This is a genomic window from Nitrosospira sp. NRS527, assembly GCF_018406445.1.
Lineage (GTDB): Bacteria > Pseudomonadota > Gammaproteobacteria > Burkholderiales > Nitrosomonadaceae > Nitrosospira > Nitrosospira briensis.
This window is the reverse complement of record NZ_AP024515.1, coordinates 3264204-3276625: the sequence shown is the minus strand read 5'-3', so window position 1 is coordinate 3276625 and position 12422 is coordinate 3264204. Positions and strand designations below refer to the sequence as shown.

The 12422-nt window shown below is 55.4% G+C and carries 12 protein-coding genes; all 12 read left to right on the top strand.

All coding sequences use genetic code 11. The features are described from left to right. Nucleotides 1-186: 186 nt before the first annotated feature. A complete protein-coding gene (gene rpmH, locus KJS40_RS14625; RefSeq protein ID WP_090460225.1) occupies nt 187-321 on the top strand; it encodes a 50S ribosomal protein L34 in 135 nt (44 codons plus the stop codon). Between the two features lie 21 nt (nt 322-342). Then, the gene (gene rnpA / locus KJS40_RS14620) at nt 343-702 is read left to right on the top strand and encodes a ribonuclease P protein component (RefSeq protein WP_256330299.1); all 360 of its coding nucleotides are present in this window, start codon (nt 343-345) and stop codon (nt 700-702) included. Then, nucleotides 690-899: a membrane protein insertion efficiency factor YidD gene (yidD, locus tag KJS40_RS14615; RefSeq protein ID WP_082204619.1), complete on the top strand. Its 210-nt coding sequence runs from the start codon at nt 690-692 to the stop codon at nt 897-899. Before rnpA ends, yidD begins: the two co-directional genes overlap by 13 nt. A gap of 83 nt (nt 900-982) precedes the next feature. Beyond that, entirely contained in the window at nt 983-2701 is a 1719-nt protein-coding gene (gene yidC, locus KJS40_RS14610) for a membrane protein insertase YidC (RefSeq protein ID WP_213538556.1), read from the top strand. A 103-nt stretch (nt 2702-2804) separates the two neighbouring features. Next, nucleotides 2805-4160 carry a tRNA uridine-5-carboxymethylaminomethyl(34) synthesis GTPase MnmE gene (mnmE, locus tag KJS40_RS14605; protein ID WP_213538555.1) on the top strand — a complete coding sequence of 452 codons (1356 nt, stop codon included), beginning with the start codon at nt 2805-2807 and terminating at the stop codon, nt 4158-4160. A 179-nt stretch (nt 4161-4339) separates the two neighbouring features. Further along, nucleotides 4340-6250 carry a tRNA uridine-5-carboxymethylaminomethyl(34) synthesis enzyme MnmG gene (gene mnmG / locus KJS40_RS14600; protein WP_213538554.1) on the top strand — a complete coding sequence of 637 codons (1911 nt, stop codon included), beginning with the start codon at nt 4340-4342 and terminating at the stop codon, nt 6248-6250. Further along, the gene (gene rsmG / locus KJS40_RS14595) at nt 6247-6879 is read left to right on the top strand and encodes a 16S rRNA (guanine(527)-N(7))-methyltransferase RsmG (RefSeq protein WP_213538553.1); all 633 of its coding nucleotides are present in this window, start codon (nt 6247-6249) and stop codon (nt 6877-6879) included. Before mnmG ends, rsmG begins: the two co-directional genes overlap by 4 nt. Before the next feature lie 93 nt (nt 6880-6972). Then, nucleotides 6973-7782 (top strand): ParA family protein, encoded by an 810-nt coding sequence (locus tag KJS40_RS14590; RefSeq protein ID WP_213538552.1) that lies wholly within the window; start codon nt 6973-6975, stop codon nt 7780-7782. A 30-nt stretch (nt 7783-7812) separates the two neighbouring features. Further along, entirely contained in the window at nt 7813-8649 is an 837-nt protein-coding gene (locus KJS40_RS14585; protein WP_213538551.1) for a ParB/RepB/Spo0J family partition protein, read from the top strand. 372 nt (nt 8650-9021) lie between these two features. Continuing rightward, nucleotides 9022-9831: a methane monooxygenase/ammonia monooxygenase subunit C gene (locus KJS40_RS14580; protein ID WP_053111335.1), complete on the top strand. Its 810-nt coding sequence runs from the start codon at nt 9022-9024 to the stop codon at nt 9829-9831. Between the two features lie 263 nt (nt 9832-10094). Beyond that, nucleotides 10095-10919 carry a methane monooxygenase/ammonia monooxygenase subunit A gene (locus KJS40_RS14575; protein WP_025042266.1) on the top strand — a complete coding sequence of 275 codons (825 nt, stop codon included), beginning with the start codon at nt 10095-10097 and terminating at the stop codon, nt 10917-10919. Continuing rightward, a complete protein-coding gene (locus KJS40_RS14570) occupies nt 10919-12169 on the top strand; it encodes a methane monooxygenase/ammonia monooxygenase subunit B (RefSeq protein ID WP_213537966.1) in 1251 nt (416 codons plus the stop codon). Before KJS40_RS14575 ends, KJS40_RS14570 begins: the two co-directional genes overlap by 1 nt. The last annotated feature ends 253 nt before the right edge of the window (nt 12170-12422 follow it).

Below are 12422 nucleotides of genomic sequence, written 5' to 3'. Positions count from 1 at the left end.
GATTGTCATTGCTGATTGGGGAAGAAGCGGAAATCGGGAGTCTAAAGCGAAAGCGCAGGTGAGGAGTCCATTTTAGACCGTTCCTCCCGACTTATCCACAGGGTGAGGAAAAAATATTGGTTGACACCAATGTACGTAAAGAGTTGTAATGCCGAGTTTTATTGATTATCAGGCTCAGGGGACATCATGAAACGCACTTATCAACCGTCCGTGACACGGAGGAAACGAACCCATGGTTTTCGAGTTCGCATGAAAACCACGGGGGGTGCGGCTGTTATCAGAGCTCGCCGCGCCAAGGGACGAGTCCGCCTGGCAGTATAGCTGCTGGCGCCAGATTCAAAATTGAGGGATTGTATTATTCGCTTTCAAAAAAATAAGCGGTTGCATAAAGCAGAAGAATTTTCCTCAGTTATCCGGTGCAAGTGTTCTGCACGCAGCGAATTTCTTCAAGTTTTCGCTAAGCCCAATGGCTTATTGCACCCAAGACTGGGGTTGATCATCGCTGGTAAAATCGAGCGGTTGGCCGTAAATCGAAACAGGGTCAAACGCGTGCTGCGCGAGGCGTTTCGAGCGCGGCAGCAAGATCTGGCCGGCCTTGATCTCGTGGTGCGTTTACGATGTAGAGTTAGCCACGACAATTCATCACGGATAGCGGGGGAAGCGGAAAAGCTCATGATTCAACTGCAGCGATGTCGCGGATAATCATCGGTTTTATCAAGATCTACCAATATTGCCTGAGCCCCTTTTTTGGACCCTCGTGCCGGTTCAGTCCATCCTGCTCAAACTATGCATGCGAGGCGCTCACCAAGCATGGGGTGCTTCGGGGAATATTTCTGAGTGTCTGGCGAATAATGCGCTGCAATCCCTGGGCCCGTGGCGGACATGACCCCGTCCCGTAGGACTTATCACATAGGGCTTATCAAGGTTTGAATAATTCATGCCTCGATTATCCATATCGTAAAATATAAAATCGCGAAGCAAGATGGATACACAAAAACTAGTACTCTTCCTGATTTTTGCCACGTCAATGCTGTTTCTTTGGGAGGCGTGGCAGAAGGAACAACTTCCGCCACCCTCAGCCGCATCTGTGTCTGCAACCCAAGGTGGGGCAAATCAGACTGAAAAAAACAGCCAGAACGAGACCCCCATACCCGGAGATAAACTTGTCTCGGCACAACCGGGCAAGGATGGAGCCGCCGTTGAAAACTCTGTTCCGGTCAAGGTCACTGGCAAGCTGGGAATAGGCGAAAAAATTGTCGTCAAGACCGATATGGTCGTTGCGGAAATCGATACTGCAGGAGGCGATTTACGACGCCTCGAGTTACTCCAATACCCTGATACCGCAGATAAACACAAATCCTTCGCGCTGTTGCAAAGTCAAGACGAGCACGTTTATGTAGCCCAGTCGGGGCTGATTGGAGAAGGCCTGCCCAGCCACAAGACAACTTATACAGCGGACCAGAGTACGTATGAGCTGGTAGCCGGGGCGGATAAAATCGAGGTACGTCTCCTGGCACCCGAAGCCGATGGTGTGCGCGTAGTCAAGATATACACATTCCATCGTGGAACTTATCTCATCGATGTCAGTTTCGAGGTTACCAATCAGGGAACCGCCGCGATCCAGCCCTTCTCTTATTTCCAGATGTTGCGCGACAGCCAGCCTCCAGTGGGTTCGGTATTCATGATTCCCACTTATACGGGCGCCGCGCTTTACACGGAGCAGGATAAGTTCAAGAAAATCGAGTTTTCGGCTCTGGATAAAGGCAAGGCAACCTATCCTAAAACAGCTGACAATGGCTGGATTGCCATGCTGGAGCATTATTTTCTCACCGCTTGGTTACCGAAGGACAAAACCCCCCGCGAGTATTACGCGAAGCCTTTGGGCGACAACGAATATACGGCCGGTGTCATTGTGCCGGTGGGCATGATCGAGCCCGGCGCTACGGCTACCGTTACGGTGCCGCTCTACGCGGGTCCAGAGGAACAAAGCAAGCTCGCAGCGGTTGCGCCCGGGCTTGACCTTACGGTGGACTATGGCTGGCTGACAGTGATCGGAGCACCGCTGTTCTGGTTGTTGTCGTTCTATCATTCATGGACGGGAAATTGGGGGGTCGCCATTATCCTTTTGACCATGTCGGTCAAGCTGGTGTTTTTCCCGTTATCCGCGGCGGGCTATCGGTCGATGGCGAAGATGCGGCTGGTTACGCCCAAGCTGCAGCGTTTGCGTGAACAGCACGGGAACGATCGTCAGCGCATGCATCAGGCGATGATGGATTTTTACAAGGCCGAAAAAATCAACCCGATGGGAGGCTGTTTTCCCATCCTGGTTCAGATCCCGGTGTTTATCTCGTTGTACTGGGTATTGCTTGCGAGCGTGGAGTTGCGTTACGCGCCCTTTGCATTGTGGATAGAGGATATGTCCTCTCCCGACCCTTATTATGTACTGCCCATACTCATGGGTATTTCGATGTTCGTACAATCAAAACTAAGCCCGCCGTCCGCGGATCCGATCCAGGCGAAAGTGATGCAGATCATGCCTTTCGCTTTCAGCATCTTCTTCTTCTTCTTTCCTGCTGGACTGGTGCTATATTCGTTGGTCAATAACGTGCTTTCTATCCTCCAGCAATGGCAAATCACGCGCATGATCGAGGGTTCCGCCGCCGCTACTGCTGCGGGAAAACAGAAAAAGCAGAACGGCTGATATCGACGAGCACTTTCTATTCGAAATCGAGCGGGCTCTGCTGGAAATATTCGGGTGAGGTGAGGGGCCACTGGTTGGCTGATTCACTTCGGCCCATTACCTGATGGAAAATGCTGACACTATTGCCGCGGTTGCTACGCCGCCCGGACGAGGCGGCATCGGTGTAGTGCGTGTTTCCGGCAAAGGCATGAAATCCTTGGCGCTGAAGGTTATCGGTTATGTGCCTGAACCGCGCTATGCCAGGCTGAGCAAATTTTTCGATGAAGATGGGCAGGTCATCGATCAAGGAATTGCTCTTTTTTTCCCCGCGCCCCATTCCTATACCGGCGAAGACGTTCTCGAACTGCAGGGTCACGGCGGCCCGGCGGTAATGAATCTACTATTATCCAGTTGTCTCTCGGCGGGTGCCCGAATGGCGCAGCCCGGAGAATTTACCCTTCGCGCCTATCTTAACAACAAGCTGGACCTCGCTCAGGCTGAAAGCGTAGCGGATATCATAGACGCCAGTACGGGCGAAGCCGCACGTTGTGCCGTGCGCTCTCTGCAAGGGGAGTTTTCCAATGCCGTACATATCGTTGTGGACGCGCTCACTGATCTCCGCATATCGGTTGAAGCATCGCTGGATTTTTCCGAGGAAGAAATAGACCATGCCCATCATGCTGATGTCAGCCACAGGCTGAAGGGCGTCCAGGCGCACCTGGAGCATGTGCTTGCATCAGCGCGGCAGGGCAGCATACTACGGGAAGGGATATGGATCGTTCTGATTGGACAGCCTAACGTCGGAAAATCAAGCCTGCTGAACCTGCTGGCGGGAGAAGAGGCGGCCATTGTCACGGAGATACCGGGCACTACGCGTGACACGATTCGCCGGACCATTGAAATTGAAGGTGTTCCGCTACATTTGCTGGATACCGCCGGGCTGCGGGAAACGGACGACGCTGTCGAAAAAATGGGTATCGCCCGCACGCGCTCTACCCTCGAAAAAGCGAATTTCGTGCTGCTCGTACTGGATAGCCGGTGGGGTATCACCCCGGCGGATCAGGCGATACTCGACAGCCTTCCCGCGGGATTGCCGGTAATATACGTGTATAACAAGATCGATCTGCTGGACGAGCGCTCCCTTGCGGAAGTGGGAAAAGACAGGTCGGAAGTTTACGTTTCCGCGATAACAGGCGCGGGGATCGAAACACTTCGCCAGAGGCTGCTGAAAATGGCCGGTTGGGAGCCACGCTCGATGGGTGAGGGTGTATTCATGGCGCGTCAGCGCCATCTACAGGCGCTGACGGCTGCTCGCGAATACCTGGAAAACGCGGCCGAACTGGACAGGGGAGAGTTTCAACCCGAGCTGCTCGCCGAAGAGTTACGGCTTGCTCAGCAAGCGTTATCATCCATCACCGGCGAGTTCGGATCTGACGATTTGCTGGGGAAGATATTTTCGCGATTCTGTATTGGCAAGTAAGCGCCTTCCGGCCAATCCGGCTTCAAACCACTTATCGGCTCCCAGGAATTTCAGGAAAATGTTTCACGTGAAACATGCGCGTGGATAATCGTGTTTTGCCCCTCCGAAGGACCCCGCCTTACATAGCCCCCCGTTTTACCGTAGAATGCCACCTCTTTAGCGAATGCGACGGTAGCGTAGTGAACTGCTCTGAAAATTTCGATGTAATAGTTATTGGCGGTGGACATGCCGGTACCGAGGCAGCCCTGGCGGCCGCACGGATGGGCAAAAAAACACTCCTGTTATCGCACAATATCGAAACCCTGGGGCAGATGTCCTGTAACCCCTCCATTGGAGGTATCGGCAAGGGGCACCTGGTAAAAGAGGTTGATGCGCTTGGCGGGGCAATGGCTGCCGCCGCTGATGAAGCCGGCATCCAGTTTCGCATACTCAATTCGAGCAAGGGACCGGCGGTACGGGCAACGCGTGCCCAGGCGGACAGGATGCTCTATCGTCAGGCAATCCGGCGTCGTCTCGAGAATCAGCCCAACCTGTGGCTGTTCCAGCAAGGAGTGGACGATCTCACGCTCGAGGGGGAGTGCGTCACAGGCGTCGTAACCCAATTGGGAATCAGGTTTACCGCCCGAGCGGTGGTCCTGACGGCAGGAACGTTTCTTGGGGGGCTTGCACATGTCGGTTCAGCCAATTTCCAGGCCGGCCGGGCCGGCGACCCACCCTCCATCAGCCTGGCTGCCCGCCTGCGGGAGATGAAGCTGCCCGTGGGTCGATTGAAAACCGGTACCCCGCCGCGCATAGACGGCCGTAGCATCGATTACTCGGCGGTTATCGAGCAGCCGGGCGACAACCCTGTGCCGGTCTTCTCCTTTATGGGTGACGCCGCCCGGCACCCACGGCAGTTACCCTGCTGGATGACGCATACCAATAGGCGGACTCATGACATCATTCGCGGCGGCCTGGATCGATCTCCACTGTTTACCGGCGTAATCGAGGGAACAGGGCCACGATATTGTCCTTCCATCGAGGACAAGGTCGTGCGATTTTCAGCGAAGGAATCGCACCAGATCTTTCTGGAACCGGAAGGTCTCGGCACTCATGAGGTATACCCCAACGGAATCTCGACCAGCCTGCCATTCGACATGCAGGTCAAGCTGGTGCAATCCATCAAGGGGCTTGAAAACGCACATATTACCCGTCCCGGCTACGCTATCGAATACGACTTTTTCGATCCACGGGCATTAAAAAGCTCGCTTGAAACAAAAGCAATCGAAGGCCTGTTTTTTGCCGGACAGATCAATGGGACGACGGGTTATGAAGAGGCTGCGGCCCAGGGATTGTTGGCGGGGATTAATGCGGCGCGCAAGATACAAGACCGGGAAGCGTGGTGCCCGCGCCGCGACGAAGCTTACCTGGGCGTTTTGGTAGACGATCTTGTCACCCGAGGCGTTACCGAACCCTACCGCATGTTTACCAGCCGTGCCGAATATCGCCTGCAACTTCGGGAAGACAACGCTGATTTGCGTCTGACCGGGATGGGCCGGGAGCTCGGGGTGGTCGATGATGTACGCTGGGCTTCATTCGAAGCCAAGCGCGAAGCGATTGTTCGAGAGCAAGGCAGATTAAAAGCGACATGGCTCAGTCCAAATACCAGTTTGAATGCGTTACCCGAAGCGGACGTGTTACGAGTGCTGGGCAAGACCATTGGGCATGATTATTCGCTATACGAATTGTTGCGGCGCCCGGACGTATCCTATGCCGCTCTGATGACGCTGCCCGGTGCAGGGGAGTGTGTCACTGATCCCGTGGTTGCGGAGCAAGTTGAAATCCAAGCGAAATATCACGGTTACATTGAACGTCAGAAGGATGAAGTGGCGCGTAATGCCGGCTATGAGGACATTCGCCTGCCGCTCGATCTTGATTACACCACCGTGCGCGGCCTCTCCGCCGAGGCACAGCAAAAACTGAATCAATTCAAGCCGGAAACAGCAGGGCAGGCAGCCAGGATTTCCGGCATAACGCCGGCGGCAATTTCATTATTGCTGGTACACGTGAAACGTGGATTTTCCGGCCAGAAAAAAAAGAAGAGCGCATGAGTCTCACGGCGCAACTCGCTGGCGGAATCGAAGCCCTGGGATTGACGCTCCCGCACGAAACCCAAACGCGCTTGCTGCAATACCTCGCGCTGATCCGGAAGTGGAACCAGGTGCATAACCTGACCGCGGTGCGTGAGCCGGAAGCAATGCTGGTTCGTCATTTGCTCGATAGCCTGGCGGTTTTACCGCACGTCACCGGATCGCGTATTGCCGACGTCGGCAGTGGCGCTGGCTTGCCGGGGATTCCCCTGGCTTTGACGCGGCCCGAGTGGCATGTGACCCTGGTCGAAATCAATCACAAAAAAGCCGCATTTCTGCAACAGGCGCGAATCGAGCTGAATTTAAAAAATATCGAGGTGATGGTAGAGCGCGTCGAAAATTTTCGACCGGCAGATGGGTTTGATATCGTCATTTCACGTGCTTTTTCCGATCTGACTGATTTTGCCAGCCTGGCGGGGCATTTGTGTGCGCCAGGAAACGTTGGCGGCAGACTTGTGGCGATGAAAGGAGTGTATCCTCACGAAGAACTGGCACAGCTCCCAGCACAGTTCATGGTCGAAAAAATATTACCGGTTACAGTCCCCGGCCTTGAGGCGGAGCGACATCTTGTCTGGATCAAGCAGGCATAGCGGGTGACGGTTTGGCGACCACGGTGGTTTTAGCGGATGGCCCGCGATTTGACAGCCGGGTTAGCCGGAGATGGCCGGCTCGGAGAGGACTAGATGGCGAAAATTCTGGCAATAACCAATCAAAAAGGCGGGGTAGGAAAAACCACCACGAGTGTTAATCTGGCGGCGAGTCTCGAAGCCGCCGGACGTCGTGTCTTATTGATCGATCTCGATCCCCAGGGTAATGCCACGATGGGAAGTGGTGTGGACAAACGTGTCTTGCGGCATACGGTATATCAGGTATTGTTGGGTAGCCGAAGTATTGCGGATGTACGTGTAACCTCTACCAGCGGCAAGTATGACCTCGTCCCCGCCAACCGTGACTTGGCCGGTGCTGAAATAGAAATGGTAGATCTGCCCCAGCGGGAAACACGACTGAAGGCCGCGCTGCAAGCGGTGGAAAAGGAATACGATTTTATTCTCATCGATTGTCCGCCCGCACTTAACCTGCTGACACTCAACGGTTTATGTGCTGCCCATGCGGTGATGATTCCGATGCAGTGCGAGTATTACGCCTTGGAGGGGTTAAGCGATCTTGTCAATACCGTAAAAAAGGTACGGGCAAATCTCAACCCGGTGCTCGAGATCGAAGGATTGCTGCGTACCATGTTCGACCCCCGCAATATACTGGCGCAACAGGTATCCGAACAATTGCAGCAGCACTTCGGGGACAAGGTTTACCGCACTGTAATCCCACGTAACGTGCGACTGGCCGAAGCGCCGAGCTTCGGTATACCGGCGTTGTATCACGACAAATTATCCAAAGGCACCCAGGCCTATCTGGCGCTGGCGGGGGAAATGTTGAACAGAGACTCATCCGTCGCGCCGGTCCAACAGGATCACGAACAGAAGCTTGAAGCGTAACGGGATAAAGACCAGGAAGGGAAAAAGTAGATGAAATTGAAGGGGTTGGGGAGGGGATTGGATGCGTTGTTGGCAGGTGACAGCGATGGCCGCAGGACAGAGGAATCGCTACAGAACCTGAAAACTTCACTGCTACAGCCGGGCAAGTATCAGCCGCGCACCCACATGGATAAAGTATCTTTGGCGGAGTTGGCGGAATCCATCAAGGCCCAGGGGGTAATGCAGCCGATCCTGGTTCGGCCTGTTTCGCCGGGAAGCTACGAAATCATAGCCGGCGAGCGGCGCTGGCGAGCAGCACAACTGGCGGGGCTCGCTGAAGTGCCTGCGCTCATCCGTGAAGTACCGGATGAGGCAGCGCTGGCCATGTCGTTGATCGAGAACATTCAGCGCGAGAACTTGAATCCTCTAGAAGAAGCTATGGGAATTCAAAGGCTTATCAGAGAATTCGGAATGACTCATCAGGCTGCCAGCCAGGCTTTGGGCAGTTCGCGCAGCGCCGTTTCCAACCTCCTCCGATTGCTTAATCTGCCGCCTGCCGTGCAGGAATTGCTGATGCAGGGAAAGATCGACATGGGGCACAGCCGCGCGCTGCTCTCGCTTCCCGCGTCGAAGCAGATAGAAACCGCGAATCTGGTGGTGCATAAACAGCTTTCGGTACGCGAGACCGAAAGACTGGTGCATCGGATAGAGCATCCGGTAGAAAAAAAACACCCTAAACGTGACCGCGATTTGTTGCGCTTGCAGGAAAATATCTCTTTGAAACTCGGCGCGCAAGTCGTCATCAATTCCAGAAAAAACGGCAAGGGAAGCGTGGTGATTCATTACGACAGCCTTGAGCAATTGGACGGAATATTGTCTCGGTGGTGATCCGGAATTTAAACCATCGCATTGTTTCCAAGCTCAGGGTTTTAAAAAGAACATTGAAAAAATTTTCCTCGCGCTACATGGGGGCTTTTCAAGGTTTTTAAAGAGGGGAAGCGCTCATAGTTCCCCAAACTGCTTGACTTAGGCCATTTTCGAGGATAGTCTTTGCCGGGTTGTGGGTATGTAAAGTACCAGTTAGACCGTATTAGATAGTACAAGTAGTAATTAATTGAATTGCGCAGCAACAAATTATCGAAGTTTCTACCGGCGTAGAGTAGTTCAGGAACAGAGGCAAGTTCAGGAACAGAGGGGCAGGACAAGCCGGTAGAGCGCGCAGCACTTGATCAACGAAACAAGGCAACAGGAGGAAACAACATGGCAACAACACTAGGAACGTCGGGTCACGCCAAGGCAAGCGGCCGCGACTACGACATGTCGGAGTGGTATGACTCGAGGTGGTACAAATTCGGGCTCATCACCATGCTGCTGGTAGCGATATTCTGGGTCTGGTATCAACGGACCTTCGCCTACTCGCACGGCATGGACTCCATGGAACCCGAGTTTGAAAAAGTATGGATGGGACTGTGGCGCGTCCACATGATCGTCATGCCGATCTTTGCCCTCATCACCTGGGGCTGGATCTGGAAGACCCGCGACACCAACCTGGACAACCTTGACCCCAAACTGGAAGTCAAGCGTTACTTCTACTGGATGATGTGGCTGGGCGTCTACCTGTTTGGCGTATACTGGGGCGGCAGTTTCTTCACCGAGCAGGACGCCTCCTGGCACCAGGTCATCATCCGCGACACCAGCTTCACCCCCAGCCACGTCGTCGTGTTCTACGGCTCCTTCCCCATGTACATCGTCTGCGGCGTGGCAAGCTACCTGTACGCCATGACCCGCCTGCCGCTGTACTCCCGTGGCACCTCGTTCCCGCTCGTCATGGCCATTGCCGGACCGCTCATGATCCTGCCGAACGTAGGCCTGAACGAATGGGGTCATGCCTTCTGGTTCATGGAAGAACTCTTCAGCGCACCGCTGCACTGGGGCTTCGTCATCCTGGGCTGGTCGGGACTGTTTGCAGGCGGGATCGCAGCACAGATCATCACCCGCTACTCCAACCTGACCGACGTCGTCTGGAATGGCCAAAGCAAAGTCATCCTCAACAACCGGATCGTACCGTAACCTGAAAGACCGGCTGAACCCAAGTTCAGCCGGTCTTTTTGATTTGGCACCACCCGGACTCGAGGAACCCTGAGGAACCTTGGGCCGCTCTGCCGCCGCAACCCGACGGCAGAGCGGCCCGCCGCTACCGCCGCTGCGGCGAACAAAGACCCAGCCCAAAAAAAACAAGCTGGGGCGGAAAGAGGACAAGCAGCACCAAGCAACACGCAACAGCAACACATCATTCACGTATTAAGATCGTAGACATTTGAGGGGAGGGTGCGATGAGCAGAACCGATGAAATACTGAAGGCGGCCAAGATGCCGCCGGAAGCAGTAAAGATGTCCAGGATGATAGACGCGGTATATTTCCCGATTCTATGTATCCTTCTGGTTGGAACCTACCACATGCACTTCATGCTGCTGGCAGGCGACTGGGACTTCTGGCTGGACTGGAAAGACCGCCAATGGTGGCCGGTAGTGACCCCCATCGTGGGCATCACCTATTGCGCCGCCATCATGTACTACCTGTGGGTCAACTACCGGCTGCCCTTTGGCGCCACCCTCTGCGTCGTCTGCCTGCTGACCGGCGAATGGCTGACCCGCTACTGGGGCTTCTACTGGTGGTCGCACTACCCCATCAGCTTCGTCTTCCCCTCCACCATGATACCGGGCGCACTGGTCATGGACACCGTCATGCTGCTCACCCGCAACTGGATGATCACAGCCTTAGTCGGCGGAGGCGCATTCGGACTCCTGTTCTACCCGGGTAACTGGCCCATCTTTGGCCCGACCCACCTGCCGCTGGTAGCGGAAGGCGTACTGTTGTCCGTTGCTGACTACACCGGCTTCCTGTACGTTCGCACCGGCACCCCCGAGTACGTACGCAACATCGAACAAGGCTCACTCAGAACCTTTGGCGGCCACACCACCGTCATCGCCTCATTCTTTGCCGCCTTCGTCTCCATGCTCATGTTCTGCCTCTGGTGGTACTTCGGCAAACTTTACTGCACCGCATTCTTCTACGTCAAAGGGGCCCGTGGCCGCGTCACCATGAAAAACGACGTCACTGCATTTGGCGAAGAAGGCTTTCCCGAGGGGATCAAATAATGGAATTCAACAACCTCATCAAGCGCAGCCTGACCGGCCTGTGCGGCATGGCAGCCCTGGGCATGACCTTCATGCTCGACGTCACCCCGGCCCAGGCCCACGGCGAACGCTCCCAGGAACCCTTCCTGCGCATGCGTACCATCCAGTGGTACGACATGAAATGGGGACCTGAGACCACCAAAGTGAACGACCTGGCCAGCATGACCGGCAAATTTCACCTGGCCGAAGACTGGCCGCGCGCTGTTGGCAAACCGGGCCGCGCCTTCTTCAACGTCGGCAGCCCCAGCCCCGTGTTCGTACGCCTCTCCACCAAGCTGAACGGCGAACCGACCATGATTGCCGGCCCGCTCGAAATCGGACGCGACTACGCCTTCGAAGTCAGGCTCAAAGCCCGCATCCCGGGTCGCCATCACATGCACGCCATGCTGAACATCAAGGATGCAGGCCCGATTGCCGGCCCCGCCGCCTGGATGAACATCACCGGCAGCTGGGATGACTTCACCAACCCCGTCAAACTGCTGACAGGCGAGACCATCGATACCGAAACCTTCAACCTGGGCAACGGCCTCTTCTGGCACGCCCTGTGGATGGGATTGGGCATCTTCTGGATCGGCTACTACGTTGCCCGGCCCATGTTCCTGCCGCGCAGCCGCGTACTGCTGGCCTACGGCGACGAACTGCTGCTGGACCCGATGGACACCAAAGTGGCCTGGATCGTACTGCTTGCCACCATTGGGCTCGTATGGGGCGGCTACCGTTACACCGAAAACAAGCATCCCTACACCGTGCCCATCCAGGCGGGTGAATCCAAGGTTGCCCCGTTGCCGGTGAAACCCAACCCCATCTCCATCAAAGTGACCCACGCCAACTACGACGTACCGGGGCGGGCACTGCGGGTTACCATGAGCGTCACCAACAGCGGCGATTCAGCCTACCGCATTGGCGAATTCACCACGGCCGGCATCCGGTTCATCAACAAAGTGGGCTTGAAGCACATGGACCGCAACTATCCGAAGGAACTCGTGGCCACCGGCTTATCGTTTGACAACGAGACCCCGATACAGCCGGGCGAGACCCGTGAAGTGAAGATGGAAGCGAAAGACGCACTGTGGGAAGTACAGCGGCTCATGGCCTTGCTGGGCGACCCGGAAAGCCGTTTTGGCGGATTGCTCATGACATGGAGCGATAGTGGCGATCGCAACATCAACAGCATAGCGGGCGCCGTCATACCGGTCTTCACCAAGCTCTAAGCCGCATGGGACGCAAGGCCTAGCCCCGTCCCGCAAGGCATTGACACCGGTCCGCCGCCGTCGCCAGACGGAAAGGTGGATCGGTGTTTTTTATGCAGCATAAAAATAGTAGAATTAGCAAAGCAGCATCGGCATGACGACAGCCCGCAGGCCTCCCGCCCGCGGACGAACGGCAGGCCCGCCCAAGTGGCGATTAGCTGAAACAGTGAATCTTGTAACTTCGTAACAACGAACAACGCGGAGAGAACCCGTT